This is a genomic window from bacterium (genome assembly GCA_004299235.1).
In the GTDB taxonomy this organism is placed as follows: Bacteria; Chloroflexota; Dormibacteria; order Dormibacterales; family Dormibacteraceae; genus SCQL01.
Genome location: SCQL01000028.1, coordinates 248158 through 270293, shown reverse-complemented (window position 1 = coordinate 270293; position 22136 = coordinate 248158). Strand labels below are relative to the sequence as shown.

Below are 22136 nucleotides of genomic sequence, written 5' to 3'. Positions count from 1 at the left end.
CCCGTTCAGGCGTACTGCGCATACTCCAGCGAGTCGATCAGGGCGAGCAGCGAAGCCTCGATGATGTTGCTCGAACACCCGACCGTGGTCCAGCGCTTGAGCCCTTTGCCTGACTCGACCAGCACTCGCGTCGTCGCCGCCGTCCCCGTGTCGCCGTCGAGGATGCGGACCTTGTAGTCATGCAGGCTCACCGCGCGCAGGCCTGGAAACCGCGGGCTGAGAGCCTTTCGGAGGGCGGCGTCCAGCGCGTTGACCGGACCGTTGCCGGACGCGGCCGTGTGGTAAACCGTGCCGTCGACCTCCACCTTGACCGTCGCCTCGGCATTCACGGACCCGCCGTTCTTGCGCACCTGCGTCGTGAAGTCGGCCACGGTCCAGGGCGCCGTGTAGCCAGGCTGCAGTCGCCGCACGAGCATCTCAAACGATGCATCCGCCGCCTCGTACGAGTAACCGCGGTGCTCCAGCTCCTTCAGATGCTGGACGAGCGACCGGGTCTGGGGGTCGTCGCGGTCGAGCTCCAACCCGAACTCGCGTGCCTTGGCGAGGACGTTGCCCCGACCGGACAGCTCGGACACCAGGACTCGCGGCTCGTTGCCCACCGCGCCCGGTGCGATGTGCTGGTAGGAGTCCTGATGGCGCAGCACCGCCGCCACGTGCTGCCCTCCCTTGTGGGCGAAAGCGCCGTGCCCGACGAAGGGCTGCTGGAGTGGCAGCGCAAGGTTGGCTATCTCCGCCACCGTCCGGGACAGGTCGCTGAACTTGCTCAGCGACTGCGGCGGCAGGGCCTCCAGCCCGAGCTTGAGGACGAGGTTGGCGACCACGGAAACCAGGTTGGCGTTGCCGCAGCGTTCACCGTAGCCGTTGATCGTGCCCTGGACCATGTCCGCTCCGGCCTTGACACCCTCCAGCGTGTTGGCGACCGCGAGCTCGCAGTCGTTGTGGCAGTGGATGCCCACCCGCACGGGCCGGTCGAGCCGGCGAAGGGCATCGACCACCGCCTCGACGCCACGCCCGATCTCGGCCGGCAGGCTGCCGCCGTTGGTATCGCAGAGGACCACCCACGCCGCGCCGGCGCGGGCGGCCGCCAGGCAGACCTCGATGGCGTACTCGGCGTCCCGGGCGAATCCGTCGAAGAAGTGCTCGGCGTCAAAGATCAGCTCACGGCCGAGGCCGGCCCCATAGGCCACCGACTCCTCGACCATCGCCAGGTTCTCGCTCGTCGTCGTCTGGAGCACGGTGCTCACCTGCCAGGCATCGCTCTTGCCGACGAGCGTCCAGACCGGGGCGCCGCTGCGGACGAGCGCGCCGAGATTGGCGTCGTCCTCGCAGCGGCCGCCGGCCCGCCGGGTGGCGCCGAAGGCGGCCAGGCGGGCGCGCTTCAGGGGACGGGCCGCCAGGCCGGCGAACAGCTCCTCATCCTTAGGGTTGGAGCCGGGGAAGCCGCCCTCGACGTAGTCGAACCCGAGCTGGTCGAGCGTGCGGGCGATCCGCAACTTGTCGCCGGCTGAGAAAGACACGGCCGGACCCTGCGCACCGTCGCGCAGGGTCGTGTCGTACACGACGATCCGCCGTCTTGCTTCCGAGCTTCTTCTGGCTGTGGCTTGGCTGGACATAAAAAAACCTCCCGACCCTTTCCTGGCCGGGAGGTCCGACGACATCAGCGGCGTGCGCTAAGTCGGGGGACCTCCCCAGCTAATCTCGATCGCGATTGAGCGCCTGTTGGGCATTACGGAAAAAGCCTAGGGCATCAGGCCGGCGGCGGGTATGGATGCCGATGCCAAAAAGCAGCGCGCGGGTTAGTGGCGTGCAGACAGAGCCTCTTCGCGAGCGGGTATCCTCCCCATATGGCCGCGCCCGAGATCCTGGGTCTTCTCGTCGAATCTCGCGACCAGCCCGGCGTTCTCTACCGCGTGGCCGAGACGATCTTCCGGCATGGGGCGAATATCACCTACGTGGCAGGCGGCGCGCATAAAGAGGCGGTGGCGGAGCTCCACCTGGAGGTCACGGGCGCTCCGGACGGCGCTCGACTCGTGGCTGACCTCGAGGCCGTCGAAGGCGTTACGAAGGTCGGCATCGTGCCGACGTTCCAGACCATTTACGGCAAGCGCGTGATCGTGATCGGCGGCGGGGCGCAGGTCGGAATGGTGGCGCAGGGCGCCGTGTCCGAGGCCGACCGCCACAACATCCGCGGGGAGCGCATCTCAGTCGACACCATCCCCTTGGTGGGGGAGGAGCAGCTGGCCGACGCCGTCCGGGCGGTGGCCCGGCTGCACCGCGCTCGCGCTCTGGTGCTCGCCGGCGCGCTGATGGGTGGCGACATCAGCAACGCGGTGCGTGAGATCAGGGAGGCGGGGATCATCGTCGTCTGCACCAACATGGCCGGCTCGGTGCCAGACGCTGCCGATCTCGTCGTCACCGACCCGGTCGAGGCGGGGGTCATGGCGGTGATGCTGATCGCCGACACGGCGAGCTTTTCGATCGAGCACGTCCGCGGTCGCCGCTTCTAGCCGGCGGGGGTGAGGACGGCGGTCCTCAGCCCGACGCGTGCGCCTTCGAGCGCGGCCGCTTGATCGCGGCGTCCGCGTCTTCAGTCGACACGGCGCGCCGCCTGAAGTTCCGCAATGCGAACCGGTCGCACGCGGTCTCGGCGGCCGAGCGCCTGCCCAGGACCTCGCGCAGGTACCAGTGCATCCACTCGTGGCAGTACAGAAACCGAAGCACGTCCCGGCGCCCACGAAACAGGACCGTCTCCGATGCCCAGGCAAACCGCAGCCCTTGGCCCCGCTTGCGCCGGGCGGCGAACACCACCGGCTCCTTGAACGGCCGGAACGGAATCGGCACCTGCAGCACGATGCGCCGCTCCTCGAATTCGCAGCGGGCGGCCAGGTGCGGTGCCCATCGATACCGCAGCGGCCTGATCTCGACCTCGTAGTCGCCGGCGCGGGGCAGGCCCTCCAGCGCTCGGCGCGCTTCACCGCTCGAGAAGGCGGCCAGGTGGCTGCGGATCACCAATGGTCCGGACAGGATAGGCCTTATGGCTTCAGGAGACCAGCGAGACTCCAAGGCGCCCGCGCGAGCGGGCGCCATTCTCACTTCCGGGCGGTCTCAGCCCTTCGCCAGCAGGCGTTTGTGGGTCAGCACCACCCGGAGGCGCTCTCGTGCGAGCGGCCCGGCCCCGACCTCGTCCAGGCCGATCAGGGCCGCGCCCAGAACGGGTGGAGCCTCGAGCAGGCGGAGGTCCGCCTTCGGGGCGATCGCTTCGATCCCGGTCCGGACACGCGTCAGCAACCGCTTGTCCCGGCTCCGAAAGACGCCTCCGCCGAGCACCACATGGACGTCGCGCGAGGCGACATGGAGGCGGCGGATCGCCGCACCCGCGGTGGCCACGACCTCATCGGCCATCTCATCGATCAGCCTTTGCGAGACCTGATCGCCCTGAGCCGCAGCGCTGAACACGACCGGCGAAAGCTCGCTCAGCCGCCCGGCATCGAGGCGGCCGACGTACACCGCCTCCATCACCGTCGTGGGGCGCGACATGCTGAAGTGCTCGGGCACCAGGCGCTCCAGCATCGTGCGCGGGCCGCGTCCGTCGCGGGCGCGGATGGCCGACCCCAACGCGGCGCGGCCCAGCCAGCCGCCGCCGTGAGCCCTGTCGCCGGAAAGTTCGCCGAAGGCGGGGAACCGCACGGACCTGCCGCCAGGGCCGATGCCGGCGCAGTTCATGCCCGTCCCGAAGACGACGGCGACACCCCATCCGCGGTCGGTGCCTGCCCGGAGCACGGCGAGGGTGTCGTTGCGAACGAGTGTCTTCCGCGTCCAACCCCGGCCCTCTAGCTCCGCCGCGATCCGGCGGTAGTCGGCCGGGATGTCGGCGCCGGCCAGGCAGTAAACGCCGATGCCGGCGATGGGCTTTCGGGAGGCGTCGAGGCCGCCGTTCCGGCTCGCCACGGCCACGGCCTTCTCGAGCGCCTCGAGTGAACCGTTGCTGCCGAGGCCGAAGTTGGTCGAACCCGCGCGGCGCGCCGCGCCGACGATGTTGCCCCCGGCGTCGATCAGCGCCACGTCGGTCTTCGAGGCCCCTCCGTCGACGGCGAGGATCAGGCTGCTATCAGGCAACTTCCTTAACAATTCCGACCTATTTTCGCGTACCATGCGCGGTCGTGGGCGTAAAGATCGCCGTCGTCGGTGGCGGCAGCACGTACACGCCGGAGCTCATCGAAGGCTTCCACTCTCATCGTGAGCGTCTGCCCGTCGACGAGCTCGTCCTCTTCGACATAGACGCGGAACGTCTGTCCGTCGTCGGCGGGCTCGCCCAGCGCATCCTCGACAAGCATGAATGGCCGGGCCGCCTCGTCCTGACCCCTGACCGCGTTCGCGCGCTCGATGGAGCCAGCTTCGTCATCGTTCAGCTCCGGGTCGGAGGCCAGGCGGCGCGATTGCTCGACGAAACGCTCCCCCTGGAATTCGGCTGCGTCGGACAGGAGACCACGGGGCCGGGGGGCTTCGCGAAAGCGCTCCGCACGGTCCCGGTCGTCCTCGAGATCGCGGAGGAGACCGCTCGGCGCGGTGCCAAGGACGCGTGGCTCGTCGATTTCACCAACCCGGTGGGCATCGTCATGCAGGCGCTACTCGACCAGGGACACCGCGCGATCGGCCTGTGCAACTCCGCCATGGGCTTCCAGCGCCAGATCGCCCGTTTCCTGGACGTGACGCCGGAACGCGTGCTGCTCGAGCATGTCGGCCTCAATCATCTGACCTGGGAGCGGGCGGCCCTGGTCGACGGCGTCGACCGCCTGCCCGAGCTGATCGACCGGTCGGCCGACGCCATCGCCCGCGAGATCGGGATCCCCGCCGGCATGGTCCAGCTGCTGCGGGCGATCCCCTCTTACTACCTGAAGTACTACTACTCGACCGATGAGGTCCTGAAAGAGCAGCTCTCGGGCTCGAAGCGGTCGAGGGCGGAGGAGGTCATGGCGATCGAGCGGCGGCTGCTGGAGCTGTACCGCGATCCCGCGCTCACGGCAAAGCCCAAGCTTCTGGAGCAGCGTGGGGGGGCGTACTACAGCGAGGCGGCGGCGCAGCTCATCGCCTCCCTCCAGGCCGGAACGGGAGACCAACAGGTGGTCGACATCCGCAACGAGGGAGCCCTCCCGGACCTGCCCGCCGATGCCGTCGTCGAGATCCCGGCGCGCATCGAGGCCGACGGCGCGCACCCGCGCCGGCTCGATCCCCTTCCGCCGGAGATGCTCGGGCTGGTCCAGCAGGTGAAGGCGTACGAAAGGTTGACTGTTCAAGCCGCCATCAACGGCGATCGCCAGGCCGCCCTCAAGGCGCTGCTCGCGAACCCGCTCGTCGGCCGCTACAGCGTGGCGACCGCCCTGCTGGATGCTCTGCTCGAGGCGAACCGGGGACATCTGGCCCGTTTCTTCCCCAGAAGTTAGTGGTCGCCGGCCAACAAGACTCTTGACGGCCGCGCCCGGTTGGTCTACGGTTCCGTAAGGAATTCTTCCTAACTATGGATCTGCTGTCAAGGGTCCGCAACAACGAGACGCTTCAGGAGGGTCGCCTGCTTCGAGACCGGAGCATCACGGTCGGCACGCCGAGCCTGTTGCGGGCGATCAATGAGCGCACCGTCCTCGACGTGATCCACCGGCAGGGCCCGCTCTCACGGGCCCAGGTGGCACGCGTGTGCGGCCTTTCCAAGCCCACCGTGTCGCTGGCCTTGACGGGCCTGCTGGATGCCGGGCTCGTGCGGGAGGTCGGCCGCTCGCGAGGCGAGCGCGGCCCGAGCGCCCTGCTGTACGAGCTGAACCCCGCCGCGGGCTGGGTGGTCGGCCTCGACGTCGGGCGCGTCTGGGTGCGAGCGGCGATCGCAGACATCGCCGGCAACATCGTGGCCCGCCGCGATGAGCGAGCGAAGGTCGGCAGCGCCAAGGCCCTCATCGGACAGGTTGGCGGGATCGCGCGGCGACTGGCGGGCGAGGCCGGCGTGCAATGGTCGCAGGTGACTCACGCGGTGCTCGGCAGCCCGGGGGTCTTCGATCCCACGCACGGCCACGTCGCGATGGCCCCAAACCTCCCCGGTTGGGGCCGTCACGGCCTGGTCGAGGCCGTGCGCGAAGAGCTCGGCACCAACGTCAACTTCGAGAACGACGTCAACCTCGCGGCCCTGGCCGAGCGAGCTCACGGCCACGGTCGCAACGTCGACAACTTCGTGCTCCTGTCCGTCGGCACCGGTATCGGCATGGCGCTGGTGATCGACGGCCAGCTCTATCGCGGTGCGCACGGCGCGGCCGGGGAGGTCGCGTACATGCCGTTGGGGATGGGCGACCCTCGCGACCCCGCCAACCGGCGCCGAGGCGCCTTCGAGGAGGCGGCGGCGGCGGCGGGGGTGGTGCGCATCGCCCGCCAGTACGGCATGCGAATGCCGCTCAGTCCCGAACGCATCTTCACCGCTGCCCGCCGTGGGCACGCGGTCGCGTCACGGGTGGTGGAGGCCGAGGCGTCGCGGCTGGCGCTGGCCATCGCGACCGTGGCGCCCGTGCTCGACCCGGAGCTGGTGATCCTGGGAGGCGGGATCGGCCGCAATGGAGACCTGCTGCTCGAGCCGATCGAGCGCGAGCTCCGCCAGCTGCTCCCGTTCCGGCCGCGGGTGGCGGTGTCTGCTCTGGGCGAGGACGCCGTCCTCCGCGGGGCGGTGGCGATCGCCCTGGAGGTGGCCCGGGAGAGGGTTTTTTCACGTGCCCCAGGGCGGCAGGTGCAGGAGGTCGCGGGATGAGCCGACCGGCTCCGCAGCTTCGACTCGGACCAGGTCGCGTCACGGGCAACACGAGCCTGAGGAGGTATCGGGGATGACAAAGCATCGGTATCTGGTCTTTGGGTTGCTGGCGTGCCTGATCGTCGCCGCGTGCGGCGGCTCCGGGAGCTCAGGCGGCGTCAAGCCGGCGACCGGCGGCGTGCTCACGATCGACAACGAAAGCGGTGGGCTCTGGGCCTGCGGCTTCAACCCGTTCAACGCTTCGGTTAACGGACTCAGCTTCGGCATCGTCTACGAGCCGCTCGTCTACGACAACCTGCTCAGCGACAAGAAGACACCCATGCTCGCCAGCGCCTACCAGTGGAGCTCGGACAGCAAGTCGCTGACGTTCACGATCCGGTCTGGCGTCCAGTGGAGTGACGGCCAGCCGTTCTCCGCGGCCGACGTCGTCTACACCTTCAACCTCATCAAGCAGAACTCCGCCCTCGACCTGCAGTCGGTGTGGTCGGTGCTCTCGAGCGTGACGCAGGAGGGGTCCGACAAGGTCCTCATGACCTTCGCCCAGTCCGCGGTGCCGTACCTCTACCAGATCGCCGACCAGGTCCCCATCGTGCCGCAGCACATCTGGTCGACCATCAAGGACCCCGTCGGAGAGAACGATCCCAGCCCGATCGGCACCGGCCCGTTCACGGTCGGCCAGTGCACGCCGCAGAACATCAGCTACAGCCGCAACCCCACCTACTGGCAGAAAGGGCTGCCGTACCTCCAGACGGTCAACTACCCCGCGTTCACCGACAACGATCCCGCGAACCAGTTCCTGGCCGCCGGCCAGGCGCAGTGGGGCGGCCAGTTCATCCCCAACATCGACACCTACTACGTCGCCAAGGACAAGGCGCACAACCACTACTGGTTCCCGCCCATCGACAACATCGATCTGTGGCTGAACCAGACGGCGCCGCCGCTGAACAACAAGGCGGTCCGGCAGGCGCTGGCCTTCAGCATCGACCGGGGCAGCGTTTCGCAGAAGGGCGAGTACGGGTACGAGCCGGCCGGCAACCAGACCGGGGTTCTGACCCCGACCTTCACCAGCTGGCTCGACAGCGGCCAGCTCTCGAAATACAGCTACAAGTTCGATCCCACCAAGGCGGCGTCCCTCCTCCAGGGGGCGGGCTACGCCAAGAACAGCTCCGGGATCTTCGCCGACAGCTCGGGGAAGGCGCTGTCCTTCACGGTCATCAGCATCGCCGGCTACACCGACTGGGATGCGTCGCTGGAGGTGGTCAAGTCCAACTTCAAGCAGGTGGGGATTGACCTCAAGGTCGTGGATCAGTCCAGCAACGATTACTTCAACAACCTGTTCAACGGCAATTTCCAGCTCGCTTACGGTTCGCTGGCGACCCCGCCGGGGCCGTCGCCCTACTACGAGCTCCGCAACACATTGCACAGCGCGACCACGGCGGACATCGGCCAGACCGCGGCGGGTGACTACGGGCGGTACAAGAATCCCGCCCTCGACTCGCTCCTCGACCAGTTCGGGGCGACCACCGATCCGGCGCAGCAGCACAAGCTGATGAACCAGGTCGAAGGGATCATGCTCGAAGACGTGCCGGTCATCCCGGTCACCGAGGGCGTGGCCTGGTACGAATGGACGACCAAGGGTTTCGCGGGGTGGCCCACCCCGTCGGACCAGTACGCGGCTCCGGCGCCGTGGAACCTACCTGACTGGGAGGTCGTCCTCCTCCATCTCTACAAGACGAGCTAGGCAGAGCCATGGCAAGGGCGGCGAGACGTTCGGCGCGCGCCGGAGGTCCGCCGTCCTTGCCCAGCCGGTAGGCTGGGTCCGAGCATGAGCTACCTCGTGCGGCGGCTCGAGTTTTTCGTCATCACGCTGTGGGCCGCGCTCACGATCAACTTCCTCCTCCCGCGATTCATGCCCGGCAACCCAGCCGAGGCGATGCTGGTCCGATTCCACGGCCGTGCGAACCCTCAGGCGGTCAAGACCATGGAGATCGCATTCGGCATCCACACCGATCAGAACGCTTTGCAGCAGTACCTGCAGTACCTCGGCAACACGCTCCAGGGCAACTTCGGCACCTCGCTCACGTTCTTCCCGTCGTCGGTGGGCAAGGTGATCATGCTGGGCCTGCCCTGGACCGTCGGCCTGGTCGGCACGGCGACGGTCATCGCTTTCGTCCTCGGGACCCTCGTCGGCATGCTCAGCGCCTGGCGGCGGGGCGGTTTTCTCGACGCCATCCTCCCGCCGGTTTTCATCGTCATCTCCGCCTTTCCCTATTTCTGGATCGGCATGCTCTGCCTGCTGCTCTTCTCCATCACGTGGCCGTGGTTCCCCCTGGGCTTCGGCTACCAGGTGGACTCGTCGATCAACCTGTCGTGGGCATTCGCCGGCGACGTCATCTGGCACGCCTTCCTGCCCGCGCTGACGATCGTGGTCACCTCCATCGGGGGTTGGATCCTGACCATGCGCAACACGATGATCACGACGCTCGCCGAGGACTACGTGAAGATGGCGCGGGCGAAGGGGCTGTCGCCGATTCGCATCATGCTGATGTACGCCGGGCGGAACGCCATCCTGCCCAACCTGACAGGCTTCGCCATGTCGCTGGGCTTCGTCATCAGCGGCGCCATCCTGGTCGAGATCGTCTTCAACTATCCCGGCCTGGGCTTCATGCTCCTCCAGGCGGTCAACAACGAGGACTTCGCGCTGATGCAGGCCCTGTTCCTGCTCATCACCGTGGCCGTGCTCGTGGCCGTGCTCGCCGCTGACATGCTGACCGCCTGGCTCGACCCGCGGACCCGCGAGGCGGCGTAGCCGATGAGCGTCCGCATGATCGCCGGCCAGACCCCGGCCCGATCGCCGATCGGCCCGAGCCGCTCCCGGGTTCTGGCCGGCCTGGCCCGCGCGCTGCTGTCGAACCGCAAGGCGATGACCGGCGCGATCCTGCTCGCGGGCTTCGCGCTGGTGGCGATCTTCGCCGGCTCCATCGCCCCATATGACCCGCACTCCCTTGCTTTCGGGCAGATACTCGGTCCCTCGCGCGAGCACCTGCTCGGCACCACGGGTAACGGTGAGGACATCTTCTCGCAGCTCGTCTGGGGAACCAGGCAGTCGCTCTTCCTTGCCGTCGCCGCGGGCGTCATGGCGACTTTGATCTCAGTCCTCGTCGGTGTGTCGGCCGCTTACCTGGGCGGGCTGTGGGACCACGCGCTGAACCTGTTCACCGACGTCTTCCTGGTCATCCCGACGCTGCCCTTGATGATCGTGGTCGCCGCCTATGCGAAAAGCGGCGGGGTGGCGGTGCTGATCGCGGTGATCGTCGTCACCGGCTGGTCGTACGGCGCGCGGCAGCTGAGGTCGCAGGCGTTGTCTCTACGCAATCGCGAATTCCTGGAGGCGGCGCGGGTCCGAGGTGAGCGCAGTCTCTACATCATCGTCTTCGAAGTCCTGCCGACGATGACTTCGCTGATCGTCGCGATCTTCCTGGGCGCCGCCCTCTACGCGGTGCTGGCGGCCGCCGGGCTCCAGTTCATCGGCCTCGGCGACACCTACGACCTCAGCTGGGGCACCATGCTGCACTGGGCGGAGAACAACGGCGCGCTCCTGGCGGGCTCTCCGCTGTGGGTGCTGGCGCCGGGCGTCTGCATCGCCTGCCTCGGGGCGGCGTTCGCGCTCCTCAACTACGCGTTTGACGAGATCAGCAACCCAGCGCTGCGGCCGGTCAGGAGGAGGCGATGATCGCGACGGCAGCCGGGCGAGCGCGAGGCGCCCCGTCCACCACCGTGCTCGAGGTCCGGGACCTGAGCGTCGACTACCTCAGTGACAAGGGCCCGGTTCGCGCCGTGGACAGCGTGTCCCTCGACCTCGATCGGGGCGAGTTCCTGGGCATCGTCGGTGAGTCGGGATGCGGCAAATCAACCCTGCTGTTCGCCATCGCGCGCCTGTTGAGCCCGCCGGCGATGATCACCGCGGGAACCGTCCGGTTTGCCGGCCGGGACATGGTCTCGCTCAGTGAATCCGAGCTGCGACACCTCCGCTGGCGCGACTACTCCGTCGTGATGCAGAGCGCGATGAACGCCCTCAACCCCGTGATGACGATCGGGGCGCAGCTGCGGGACGCCATCGAAGCGCACGAACGGTTGCCCGCGAAGACGATCAGCGAGCGATCTGAGCAGGTGATGCGGCTCGTGGGGATCGATCCCATGCACCTGGGCAGCTATCCGCACCAGCTCAGCGGCGGCATGCGCCAGAGAGCCATGATCGCGATGGCCCTGGTCTTCACGCCCGAGCTCGTGATCATGGACGAGCCGACCTCGGCGCTCGACGTCGTCGCGCAGCGATCGCTGATGCTGCAGATCAAAGACCTGCAGCGACGGATCGGGTTTGCGGCGGTGTTCGTCACCCACGACATGTCGCTGGTGAGCCATTTCTCCGATCGGCTCGCCGTCATGTACGCCGGCCAGGTCGTCGAGATCGGGGACACTCGGGCCGTTTTCGCCGACCCGAAGCATCCGTACACGCAAGGCCTGATGCAATCCTTTCCCTCGATCAGCGGGCCGAAGCAGCGGCTGGTGGGCATCGCCGGCAGCCCGCCGGAGCTCTCACATCCGCCTTCAGGTTGCCGCTTCCACACGCGATGCCCATCGGTGATGCCCCGATGCCTCTCCGACGAGCCGCCCTTCTACGTCCGTGAGCACGACCTTGTCCGCTGCCACCTGTACGCCGATGACCCCTGACACACCGCTCCTGGAGACGGCCGGCCTCACCAAGCACTTCCGGCTGGGTGGGATGTTCTCGCGCCGGTTCCTCCATGGTGTCGATGACATCAACCTGACCGTCGGCGCCAACGAGATCGTCGCCCTCGTGGGCGAGAGCGGCAGCGGCAAGAGCACGGTCGCCCGGCTCCTGGCTCGCGTCTACAGGCCGACGCGAGGCGACGTCTACTTCCACGGCCGCCGCCTGAGCGAGCTGCGCTCGCGCTCGGAGGTCCTCGCCTACCGCGGGCGCGTCCCGATGGTGTTTCAGGACCCGTACGGGTCACTGAGTCCCGTGTACCGCGTGTCGCACGGGCTGATGCGTGCTCTGCTGCTGCACCGTCCTGACCTGGGGAAGGCCGCTCGAGAGGAGGTGGCCGCGCGCCTGTTCGAATCGGTCGGTCTCGCGCCCGGCTCGGAGTTCCTGAGCAAGTACCCCTACGAGCTGAGCGGCGGGCAGCGCCAGCGGGTCGGCTTCGCGCAGGCGTTGGCCTGCCGTCCCGAGCTGATCCTCGCCGACGAGCCCGTCTCGATGCTCGACGTTTCCGTGCGCATCGGGGTGCTCAACCTGATGTCCTCGCTCCGGCGGACGGAGGGCATCTCGTTCCTCTACATCACCCACGACATCGCCAGCGCGAGGTACGTGGCCGATCGCCTCATCGTCATGTACGCGGGCCAGATCGCCGAGAGCGGCCCGGTCGAGGACGTGCTCGCCCACCCCAAGCATCCCTACACGCAGCTGCTGCTCTCGGCGGTCCCCGATCCGCGCGCCCCCATATCATTGCCGGCGTCGTCGGACGTCGCGGAGCCACCGCGCGTGGTGGACCCAGGTGAAGGATGCCGTTTCCGATCGCGTTGCCCCTACGCCATCGAAGAGTGCCGTCTCGTCACGCCACAACTGCGGCTGCTGCGCCCGGAGCACACCGCCGCCTGTCACGTTGCCGCCGCCGACCTTCACGGGATGGTGGCGGCAGGTGAGCGACCGGTCCGCATCAAAGCAGCCGGCGAGTAGCCGTCCCGGTCGATGAGGCGCTTTCTCTTGTGGTGCGCCCAGAACCCATGGCTGTCGTCGCACGTCCCTCGCTGGGGATTCGCGCGCCGAGCGGTCAGGCGCTTCATGCCCGGTGAGGGTTTCGACAGCGCGTTGCGGGCGGCGATCGAGTTCAAGGCCCTGGGGATCGGCTCGCTCTTCACCCGTCTGGGTGAGAACGTGCGCGGCCTGGAGGAGGCGGCGGCGGTGGTCGAGCACTACGAGACCGTCCTCGCCGCCTCCGCCGGCGTCGCGGCCGAGATCTCCGTCAAGCCGACCCAGCTGGGCCTGGACATCGACGCCGCCGCGGCCCTCGCCAACCTGCAGCGGTTGGCGAGAGCGGCCGAGAGGGCGAAGAGCTTCCTGTGGATCGACATGGAGGGGAGCGCCTACACCGGCCCGACCGTCGATCTCTACGCCCGCCTGCGCCGCGACCATCCCCGAACCGGCATCTGCCTGCAGGCCTACCTGTACCGCACCGCGGCGGACGTGGCGAGGCTGCTACCGCTGAAGCCGGCGATCAGGCTCGTCAAGGGGGCATATGCCGAGCCGCCCGACCGGGCGTTTGCGGCCAAGCGCGACGTCGACGCCAACTACCTGGCCCTCTGCTCGCTCATGCTGCCGGAGGTCAAGCACGACCGGTTGCGACTCGTGCTCGGCACGCACGACGTGGAGCTGGTCGGCCGAGTGACGCGGTTCGGCGACGCCCTCGGCCTCGAGCGCGCCCAGATCGAGGTCAACATGCTCTATGGCATCCGCACCAGCGAGCTCTTGCGGCTGGGTTCTGAGGGCTACACGGTCAAAGACCTCATCGCGTACGGCGAGACCTGGTATGCGTGGTACCTGCGCAGGCTCGCGGAGCGACCCGCGAACGTGCTGTTCGTGGCGAGGCAGCTTTTCGGATGAGCCCGCGGCGGGGGCAGCGCGGCAGGCGCCGGCGACCCCTCTCACCAACATCGAGCCCGGCCGCTTCCGGCCTCCGTGCACCGTTCATCTCGTCTCCTCCGCGATTGGATTCGCCCGTCTCGAGCGTGGCCACGACGCTGCCGCCCAAGCCTCAGCGGGGCGCGTGAGGAGGCTGTGAACCTGCCGGGATCGGGGGGCAGAATGATCCGGTGCGCCGGGCCTTCCGTATGAGCTGAAGACCGCAACCGCGGCGGGAAGAAGGAGGGAGAGATGAGCTTCAGCCTCCAGTTCTACAAGGAGGAGTCCAGGAAGCTGGACACCCGGTATGCAGCCCTGACCCGCAAGTCCGGCCACCCGGTGTTGAAGGACCTGCTGGCCGGATCATCAAAGACGAACGCCGTCATTACGCTTTTTACTACAACTCGGCCAAGGAGTGGCTCACCGGCAACGAGAAAGCCCAACGGGTCGATCGCTGGGTGCTCGAGCGCGCGTGGGTCCCCGTCGGCAAGGGTGTGAAGACGCAGGAGGAGGTCGACGCGCTGGCGATGTACCTCTTCGACGACGAGCAGGGCGAGGAGGAGCTTTTAGACCCGCAGGGTGCTTCCCATGTCCTCCAGGGCGGGTGATCGCATGGCGGCGCCCCCTCGACGCACCGGGTAGATGGGAACCGGGCCCGCCGATGGAGTGGCTGACCACGAGCTCATCACCGCACTGGCGGCGGGGAGCCAGGACGCGCTGGCGGCCCTGTACGACCGGTATTCGCGCCTCGCCTATGGGATCGCGATGCGGATCCTTGGCGACCCGGGCCGGGCCGAGGATGCGGTGCAAGAGGCGTTCTTGAACGTCTGGAACGGTGCCGGGAGCTTCGACCCTCAACGTGGCTCCCTGCGCGCATGGCTGCTCACCGCGGTGCGAAACCGCTCGATCGACTACCTGCGCGGGCGCGGCGCGCACGAGCGCCGGGAGCTGGAGCTGCAGCCGGCCATGGCCGCCGCGGGTGCGCGCTCGGACCCATGGCGTGAGGTTTCCCTGGCGCTCGAGCGCAGCGCCGTTCGTGAGGCGCTCGCCAACCTTCCGTCCGAGCAGCGGCAGGCGGTCGAGCTGGCGTACTTCGGCGGTTACTCCCAGCGCGAGATCGCGGAGATGACGCGGGTGCCGCTCGGCACGGTCAAGGGCCGCATGCGACTGGGGCTCGAGAAGCTGAGCTCGTACCTGAAGGGTAGGGGCCTGGTCGATGTCTGAACACGAAGCGCTCGAAAGCTCGGTCGCGGCGTGGGTGCTCGGCGCCCTCGAACAGCCGGACGCCGAGGACGTGCGGATTCACCTCGAGGGGTGCTCGAGCTGCCGCGAGACCGCCGGCCGCCTGCGGCGGACGGTGGGCGCTCTGCCGCTGGTCGTCGAGGAGGTCGCTCCGCCGGACCGCCTGCGCGAGCGGGTGCTGGCCGCCGCGGCGGCTTCGCGTGGGGCGACCACCGCACCGAGCCGAACGTGGAGCAAGGTCCGGCCGGTGTCGCGGCCGTCGCGGCCGTTGGAGATGCGCATCCGCGATCGGGTGCCGGCGTATGCGGCCGCGGCCGCGGTTCTGATCGCGCTCCTGGCCGGCCTGGTCGGGGGCGAGCTGGCCGGCCGCGGCTCGCCCCCGCCGGCCGCCAACCAGGTGGCGCGCTTCACCCTGGTCGGACACCAGGGGCTGGCGGGCGCCAGGGCCACGGTCATCGACCTGAAGAGCGACGGGATCGCGCTGGTCGATTTCAGCGGCCTGCCCGCGCTGCCCGCCGGCCGCGTCTATGAGGTGTGGCTGATCGCGGCGGGCGGACGAGCGGAGGCCGCGGCCGTGTTCGTGCCTGACGCCAATGGCGCGAAGGTGGTCGTGGTCAATCGCGCGCTCGCGGGCTACACGGAGATGGCGATCACCAGCGAGGCGGGTCCGGACGGCTCGACGGCGCCGACGCAGCAACCTCAGCTGTACGGAAACCTGGCCTGAAATCGACAGGCCTGGCTGCAGGACCCGCCTCGATGACGGCTGGGGCTCAGGCGGCGGCGATGCGGTGGCGGTTCCGGCTCTGGACCATGAACTTGCCGGCGGACGTCGTCACGGTGAACTCGACGGAGTATTCGCCGTAATCGGACGCCCGCGTGGCCCGCGCCTGGTTGGTGCACGCGCTCGGCACCGTCACTTTCAGTTGGCCGTCCGTGCCGGCGCCGACCGTGCTCGGCGTGAACGCGACACGGCCGGCGTCGTACCTGTCTCCGACGTGCTCTAGCCATGCGCCCTTGACCGCGGCCAGGATCATGACCGCGCCCACCGACTCGATCGTCACCAGGTTGGACGTTCCGTTGTGGGCATCGATCGTGGCGTGAAGGTCGTAGGCGGCGTTGTTCGCCCCGGGCGGGCAGGCGTAGGTGGAGTCAACCGAGACATTGCTCAGGCTGAAAGTCGCCGGCGTCCCGAAGGCGCAGCTCGCGCCCAGCGCCACCACCGCCGGGACGAGCGCGATCGGGGCCTGCAGCCAGACTCGGATCGAGCGCAATCTACTTACGGCGGGCGCGCTCGGTCGCCGTGGCGACCGCCATCAATCCGCTGAGCACGGCTCCCTCGAAGAGCCCGTAGAGGATCGAGCGGAGAATCGGTTGGTTGAAGGGTCCGACGTTGATGAGGAATGTGAGCACGGCAAAGACCGGGAACGAGATTGAGAGCTGCAGCCACGTCTCCAGGCTTTCCCACCAGGTCACCAACCGAGGTGGGCGCCGTTCGGACGTCGGGTCGCCGCCAGGTGGCATCTCCCGGGATCATATCCGGCGCCGCGCGGCATGCATCGTGGCGCTCGGAGCCATCCTCCTAGGCATCGCCGCCTGCGACCCGGTGTTGGGAACCGGTCCGGGCACCCCGCCCGACCCGGCCAAGTACTTTCAGTCCGACCCGGCGGCGCGCACGGCCATCGTCACGCTGATCGCGGGCCACCCGGCCACCGACTCGCAGTTCAACTACAACGGCTACAGCTATGGCGGCCTGGTGATCACCATCCCGGCCGGCTGGCAGCTCACCGTCCAGTGCGAGAATCGCGGCACCGTTCCCAACTCCTGCGCGGTCGTCGCCGGCGAGCACGACCTCAAACCGCTCCAGCCGTCCTGGTCGACGCCCGATCCCACGCGGGGCCTTGATCCCGGACAGTCGGCGAGCTTCGTGTTCGAGCCCTCCAGGGGCAGCTACCGCATCGCGTCGCTGGTCGGCGGCAGTGAAGCGAGCGGGATGTGGGCGGACCTCGAGGTCACATCCGGCGGGCGGCCGTCCATCGCAGCCCCCGGCAGCTGAACCCTCGCCGCCTCAGCCGGCGGTCCCGATGAATAGAATGCGGCCGGTGTCCACCATGAGCGCCGCTATCGAGCAACCCCCGTGCGGCGCCTTTACGCGAAGGGTGGCGGTTGTCGTCGGCGGCGGCGGAATCGGCCGAGCCGTCGCCCACGGGTTGACCCAGTCCGGCGCGGCCTCGCCAAGACGTTGACAGCGCCGACCGACCTGCTGTCGAGCATCGGGATCTGCGTCGGCGCTGCCGCGCTGCTGGCCCTCGTCGGCTGGCGGCTGCGCCAGCCGCTGATCCTCGCCTATCTCCTGACGGGAGTGGTCATCGGCCCGGTCGGCCTGAACTTCGTCACCAACCAGGCCAGCATCGCCACCGTGGCCGAGATCGGACTGATCTTGCTGCTCTTCATCATCGGCCTGGAGATCGACCTCAAGAAGCTCGCCTCCGCCGGTCCGGCCGTCCTGCTGACGGGCGCCCTGCAGGTCCCGATCTGCATCGCGCTGGGGCTGGGTTTCTTCGCCGTTCTCGGCGAGCGCGTCACGCAGGGGAACTATGCCCTGCTGTACCTGGCGGCGTGCATGAGCCTGTCCAGCACGCTGGTCGTGGTCAAGCTGCTGTACGACAAGTTCGAGCTGGACACGCTGCCCGGCCGGATCACCCTGGGGGTCCTCGTCATCCAGGACCTGTGGGCGGTCGCCATGATCGCCGTGCAGCCGAACATCGAGAACCCCAACCTGCTGCCGCTGGCGTTCTCGTTGTGGAAAGGCGCCCTGCTCGTCGTCGGGGGATTGGCCCTCTCGAAATACGTGCTGCCGCACCTCTTCCGCGCGGTCGCGAAAGCGCCGGAGCTGGTGCTCGTCAGCGCCCTGGCGTGGTGCTTCTTCCTCGCCGGCGTCGCGAGCTTCATCGGCCTGTCGCGTGAGATGGGCGCTCTGATCGCCGGCATCAGCCTCTCGACGTTCCCCTACAACCTCGATGTCATGGCCAAGGCCGTCAGCATCAGGGACTTCTTCGTCACGCTGTTCTTCGTCGCGCTGGGCATGCAGATCACGGTGCCGAGCCTGGAGGTCGTGGCCATCGCCCTGGCCGCCTCCGGCTTCGTGATCGTCAGCCGCCTTGCGGTCGTCCCCATCCTCTACGCCCTGCGCCTCGGTCACAGGACGAGCCTGCTCCCGGCGATCAACCTCGCCCAGGTCAGTGAGTTCTCGATCGTGATCGCATCGCTGGGCCTCGCCCGGCACCAGATCGGCCCCGATGTGGTGACCATCGTGATCATCACGTTCGCCATCACCTCCGTCGCCTCGACCTACATGATCAATGCGAGCCACACCGTGCAGAGGACGGTGAGCCGCTTGTTGAAGCTGCTGCGCGTCAAGGACCTCGACGCGGCCGCCACCGCCCCCGAAAAGAGCGAGGCACGGCACGAGACGGTCGTATTCCTCGGCTTCTTCCGCGATGCAAGCTCGATCCTGCACGAGTTCGAGCACGACGGCGAGCCGGGCGCGGCCGCTGAATTCCTCAGCAAGGTCCTGGTCGTCGACTTCAATCCGAAGGTGATGCGTGAGCTTCGCCAGCGTGGAATCAGCTGCATCTATGGCGATGTGGCCCACGCCGACACCCTGCGCCACGCCGGCATCGAAGAGGCGCGGCTGGTCGTCTCGAGCATCACCGACGACATCCTCCGCGGCACCAGCAACTTGAGGTTGCTGCGCAACATTCGCGCCAACTGTCCGAAGGCGCGGGTCATGCTCACGACCGAGCACATACCGCAGGCCCTGCAGTTCTACGAGGCTGGTGCGGATTTCGTTTACGTCCCGCGGCTGCATTCCGCGCTCCAGATCGCGCGCCTCCTGAGGCTCGGCCTGGACGAAGGCTTCGACCGCGACCGTGCCGAGGAGATCGAGCGCCTGTCGGCCAGGCGCGAGGTCCTCGCCTGACGGCGGTACGCAGACACGCCGGCCCTTCGCCTTCGCCTCCGCTCCCGAACAGTCGAAGCCTCGCCGGGCGCGCCACTACCCTTAGCAGGGAGATGGGGGGCGCGCGGTGAGGGACTTTCTGCGTCACGGCAGGCTGCTGACATTGATGCTCGGCCACCTGACGGTGGACACCTACGTGGGCGTCATCCCCGTGCTCTACCCGGTGCTGATCGGGAGGTTCAATCTGAGCCTCGCGACCGTCGGGCTGGTCAGCCTCGCCTACAGCGGGATGGCCGCGATCTCCCAGCCGCTTTTCGGCGTGCTTGCCGATCGCTTCGGGACTCGCCTGACCGGGCTCGCGCTGATCTGGACCGCGCTCACATTCGCGACCGTCGGATTCGTCACGAGCTTCCCTCTTCTGGTCGCTCTGGCGATGGCCTCGGGTCTGGGGTCCGGCGCCTTTCACCCGCTCGGCGCGCTCGACGTCCGCGACCTCCTGCCGGCTTGGCGGCGCAGCTTCGGCATGTCCGTGTACGTCACGGCCGGGACGGTTGGTGTGGCCGTCGGCCCGCTGATCGGCATCCTCGCCTTTGGCGCCCTCGGCATGCGCGGCACGGGCCTGCTGGTCATCCCCGGCATCGCCACCGGCGGCTATCTCCTGTGGCGCATGCGCGGTCATGTGCATGCCGCCGCCAACACGGTGAAATTGGAGGCGGCCTCGGCGCGGGCGGTGCCCGTCTTCGCCCTGGCCATGGTGATCGGCGTGATGATGTCGCGCAGCTGGACCGTCTTCGTCTTCCAGGCCTTCACCCCCACCTGGTACAAGCAGCTCGGATACGGCCCGGAGTTCTACGGTCCACTCGCGACGACGCTGGTGCTGGCGAGCGCGATCGGCACCGTCGGCTGCGGCACTCTCGCCGATCGCTACGGCCGTCGCACCGTGATCCTGGTCACCCTGGTGCTGAGCGTGCCCGCGATCCTCCTCTACACCGCGTATCCGGGACCGTGGGCGTTCGCGAGTGCGATCCTCATCGGGGTGCTGGCCGCATCCACCGCGCCGCTGATGCTCCTGATGGCGCAGCAGCTCATGGTGGCGCGCGCCGGACTCGCCTCAGGACTGGTGATGGGTCTGGGTTTCGTGACCGGGGCGATCGGCGTACCGATCAACGGCGCGATCGCCGACGCGATCGGGCTGCAGAGGTCGCTGATGACGCACGTCATCCTGGTCATTGCCACCATCGCGATCGCCTGGTTCCTGCCGACCGAAGCGGAGATGGAGCGCCACGCGGTGCAACAGGAGGGGCAGGTCGGCCTGGCCGCCAGGCCCGCGAGCCGGTGATCCGCACGTGAGCGTTCCCTGGCGGCAACCATGCTGAACCGCAGCCTCTATGAGCTCGCGGGCGGCGAGCCGGCCTTCTGGCTGCTCGTGGAGCGGTTCTACGCCCGCGTCGCGAGCGATCCGCTGCTGCGGCCGATGTACCCCGAGGAGGACCTCGCGGGGGCGACCGAGCGTCTGGCTCTTTTCCTGATTCAGTTCTGGGGAGGGCCGCGCACCTACGAGGAGCGTCGCGGCCATCCGCGTCTGCGGCTGCGGCACCAGCCCTTCATCATCGGCCGTGCGGAGCGTGATGCTTGGCTCGGTCACATGGTGGCGGCGGTCGAGTCAATGGACCTGGCGCCCGCGTTGCGCAAGGCGTTGGTCGACTACTTCGAGAAGGCTTCGACGGCGATGATCAACCAGCCGGCTCGGCGCTAGCCGGCGCCGCGGTGGGCGTCGGGACGCCGCGCGGCCCCGGCTTGACCAGGTCCTGGGGAACCGCGGGCTCCGCCTCCAGCTCGATCGCCAGGCCGTGCCCGGAAGCCTTGGCCCGGCGCAGCGCCGCACGCAGCCGGGGGATCTCGACGCGAAGCGGCTCCTCCACCCAGTCGAATGAGATCACGCGCTCGTTGACCTCCCAGAAGAGCCCGTTCCGCATCGACTCCATGCGGTCCAACGCCGCGTCGACGAAGTCGGGCGGTGCGGCCGCGATGCCCTCGATCAGGATGCGCGCGATGTCCTTTTGCTCGGCGGCCATGGCCCAGAAGGTGAGCTTGGCGACACCCTTGAACAGCCCGTTGAGGCCGATCGGGCGCGCGTTTGGGATCAGCTCCAGGAGATTCCTGACGAGCAGGAGGGCCAGGCGATGAGAGACCTCGGGGTCGCGCGCCCTGGCCTCGATGGCCAGGTCGGCGACATCCTCGGCCGCGGCTCCGAACGTGGCCGGCATCCCAGCCTCGTCGAAGTGCCGGCCGTAGCGGAGCAGATGGGCCGCGGCTTCGACGGCCAGGTCCGGGCGCGCTTCGAGCGCGCCGATGGCGAACCTGCGGTACTCGTTCATGATCGTCGAGGCGAACCGGGGCGCCGACTGGTTGATCGCCGCGCGCAGGTAGGTGTTGAAGAAGCGCATGCAGAGCTCCGCCGTTTCTGCATCGCCGGCCCGAATGGCGGCCAGGCCGGCGCTGCGGGTGGCGACGGCGATGGCGTGCACGGCCTCCTTGCGATGCACGGGTGTCAGCCCGACCATGTCGACGAAGCTGGACATCACCGTGTAGGCGAACCAGGTCCCGGCGCGGTTCACCTCGGCCAGGATCTGGTCGGACGATCCGGGCAGCTCCGCATGGCCCACCTGGAACCAGTCCGCCGGAAAGTCCTTCTTGACGGTGAGGTAGTCCTCGGCGAGGAACTTGCCGAGCACCTCGATGCTCAGCACGCAGACCGGCATGTCACCGAGCTGGATCGAGCCGAAGGCGATGTCCGTCACCTGGGCGATGGACGTCATCAGCTCGGTGCGGCGACGGCGGCTGTGCGGGCTGTTGACCGAACCTCGCAGCTTGCGACGGGCGCGCCTCATGATGCTGCTCACCAGGGTCTCGGCGCGCATCACCTCGAAGACGTAGCCGACGTAGGGCAGCAGGATGGCGAAGTTGACGAGGGCGAAGACCTCGGCGGCGGCGACGCTCCACAGGGGCACGTAGTCGACCTTGACCTCTGAGCGAACGAGGAACGTGTAGAGGATCGAGGCCAGCGCGAAGCTGAGCACCAGGGCGTTCAGCGGGTTGCGGATGAAGATGCCGATGATGCGCGGCGAATACCGCGAGGAGGTGGTCTGGATGCCGAAGACGACCGAGACGATGACGATGGAGAGGGTCACACCCTCGGCGCTGCCGACCAGTCCGAGCGTTCCGGCCGCGGCCGTGGGATCCGGGTAGAAGAAGTCCTTGATCGAGTGGTAATGGATGGCGTCCAGGAAGCCGAAAAGGACGACGAGCATGACGGCGAAGGCGACGAGCGCAAGGCCGGGCAGAGCGGCCCTGAGCCAGCCGCGGGCGCGGCTCTGGTCCGCCTGACGCGAGCGCGGCATCCCCGCTCCGTCAGCCACCGAACGAAACCCAGCACACGGCCACGGCGATCCTAA

At 68.3% G+C, this 22136-nt stretch carries 20 protein-coding genes; 15 read left to right on the top strand and 5 right to left on the bottom strand.

Features of this window, described 5'->3' with window-relative positions; all coding sequences use genetic code 11:
* Window positions 1-5: 5 nt before the first annotated feature.
* Window positions 6-1613, bottom strand: coding sequence for a citramalate synthase (locus EPN29_09685; GenBank protein TAN32425.1), 1608 nt, complete (start codon window positions 1611-1613; stop codon window positions 6-8).
* A gap of 231 nt (window positions 1614-1844) precedes the next feature.
* On the opposite strand from EPN29_09685, the gene EPN29_09680 reads away from it, so the two are divergent.
* Window positions 1845-2507, top strand: a complete 663-nt coding sequence (locus tag EPN29_09680; GenBank protein ID TAN32424.1) for an ACT domain-containing protein — start codon at window positions 1845-1847, stop codon at window positions 2505-2507.
* Between the two features lie 25 nt (window positions 2508-2532).
* Here EPN29_09680 and EPN29_09675 read toward each other — a convergent pair whose 3' ends face one another.
* Window positions 2533-3009 (bottom strand): hypothetical protein, encoded by a 477-nt coding sequence (locus EPN29_09675; GenBank protein ID TAN32423.1) that lies wholly within the window; start codon window positions 3007-3009, stop codon window positions 2533-2535.
* Window positions 3010-3105: 96 nt separating this feature from the next.
* Window positions 3106-4152 carry an ATPase gene (locus tag EPN29_09670; protein TAN32422.1) on the bottom strand — a complete coding sequence of 349 codons (1047 nt, stop codon included), beginning with the start codon at window positions 4150-4152 and terminating at the stop codon, window positions 3106-3108.
* A gap of 8 nt (window positions 4153-4160) precedes the next feature.
* On the opposite strand from EPN29_09670, the gene EPN29_09665 reads away from it, so the two are divergent.
* From EPN29_09665 to EPN29_09620, 10 genes are all read left to right on the top strand, one after another.
* Window positions 4161-5441: a 6-phospho-beta-glucosidase gene (locus EPN29_09665; GenBank protein TAN32421.1), complete on the top strand. Its 1281-nt coding sequence runs from the start codon at window positions 4161-4163 to the stop codon at window positions 5439-5441.
* Window positions 5442-5515: 74 nt separating this feature from the next.
* Window positions 5516-6778: an ROK family transcriptional regulator gene (locus EPN29_09660; GenBank protein TAN32420.1), complete on the top strand. Its 1263-nt coding sequence runs from the start codon at window positions 5516-5518 to the stop codon at window positions 6776-6778.
* Window positions 6779-6851: 73 nt separating this feature from the next.
* On the top strand, window positions 6852-8519 hold the full coding sequence (locus EPN29_09655) for an ABC transporter substrate-binding protein (protein ID TAN32419.1): 1668 nt from the start codon (window positions 6852-6854) through the stop codon (window positions 8517-8519).
* A gap of 84 nt (window positions 8520-8603) precedes the next feature.
* On the top strand, window positions 8604-9587 hold the full coding sequence (locus EPN29_09650; GenBank protein TAN32418.1) for an ABC transporter permease: 984 nt from the start codon (window positions 8604-8606) through the stop codon (window positions 9585-9587).
* Window positions 9588-9590: 3 nt separating this feature from the next.
* A complete protein-coding gene (locus tag EPN29_09645; GenBank protein TAN32417.1) occupies window positions 9591-10511 on the top strand; it encodes an ABC transporter permease in 921 nt (306 codons plus the stop codon).
* Entirely contained in the window at window positions 10508-11509 is a 1002-nt protein-coding gene (locus tag EPN29_09640) for an ABC transporter ATP-binding protein (protein TAN32416.1), read from the top strand. Before EPN29_09645 ends, EPN29_09640 begins: the two co-directional genes overlap by 4 nt.
* Complete coding sequence (locus EPN29_09635) at window positions 11499-12539, top strand: ABC transporter ATP-binding protein (GenBank protein ID TAN32415.1); 1041 nt, start codon at window positions 11499-11501, stop codon at window positions 12537-12539. The genes EPN29_09640 and EPN29_09635 overlap by 11 nt, the downstream gene beginning before the upstream one ends.
* A gap of 12 nt (window positions 12540-12551) precedes the next feature.
* A complete protein-coding gene (locus EPN29_09630) occupies window positions 12552-13463 on the top strand; it encodes a proline dehydrogenase (GenBank protein TAN32414.1) in 912 nt (303 codons plus the stop codon).
* Window positions 13464-14123: 660 nt separating this feature from the next.
* On the top strand, window positions 14124-14705 hold the full coding sequence (locus EPN29_09625; protein ID TAN32413.1) for a sigma-70 family RNA polymerase sigma factor: 582 nt from the start codon (window positions 14124-14126) through the stop codon (window positions 14703-14705).
* Complete coding sequence (locus EPN29_09620) at window positions 14698-15447, top strand: hypothetical protein (protein TAN32412.1); 750 nt, start codon at window positions 14698-14700, stop codon at window positions 15445-15447. The genes EPN29_09625 and EPN29_09620 overlap by 8 nt, the downstream gene beginning before the upstream one ends.
* A gap of 46 nt (window positions 15448-15493) precedes the next feature.
* Here EPN29_09620 and EPN29_09615 read toward each other — a convergent pair whose 3' ends face one another.
* On the bottom strand, window positions 15494-15994 hold the full coding sequence (locus EPN29_09615; protein TAN32411.1) for a hypothetical protein: 501 nt from the start codon (window positions 15992-15994) through the stop codon (window positions 15494-15496).
* Between the two features lie 122 nt (window positions 15995-16116).
* Between EPN29_09615 and EPN29_09610 the strand changes: the two genes are divergently transcribed.
* From EPN29_09610 to EPN29_09595, 4 genes are all read left to right on the top strand, one after another.
* Entirely contained in the window at window positions 16117-16776 is a 660-nt protein-coding gene (locus tag EPN29_09610) for a hypothetical protein (protein ID TAN32410.1), read from the top strand.
* A gap of 186 nt (window positions 16777-16962) precedes the next feature.
* Window positions 16963-18702 carry a sodium:proton exchanger gene (locus EPN29_09605; GenBank protein ID TAN32409.1) on the top strand — a complete coding sequence of 580 codons (1740 nt, stop codon included), beginning with the start codon at window positions 16963-16965 and terminating at the stop codon, window positions 18700-18702.
* Window positions 18703-18808: 106 nt separating this feature from the next.
* Window positions 18809-20020: an MFS transporter gene (locus EPN29_09600; protein ID TAN32408.1), complete on the top strand. Its 1212-nt coding sequence runs from the start codon at window positions 18809-18811 to the stop codon at window positions 20018-20020.
* Between the two features lie 30 nt (window positions 20021-20050).
* Window positions 20051-20437 carry a globin gene (locus EPN29_09595; protein TAN32407.1) on the top strand — a complete coding sequence of 129 codons (387 nt, stop codon included), beginning with the start codon at window positions 20051-20053 and terminating at the stop codon, window positions 20435-20437.
* Here EPN29_09595 and EPN29_09590 read toward each other — a convergent pair.
* Complete coding sequence (locus tag EPN29_09590; protein TAN32406.1) at window positions 20415-22082, bottom strand: DUF2254 domain-containing protein; 1668 nt, start codon at window positions 22080-22082, stop codon at window positions 20415-20417. The genes EPN29_09595 and EPN29_09590 overlap by 23 nt on opposite strands.
* Window positions 22083-22136 lie beyond the last annotated feature (54 nt).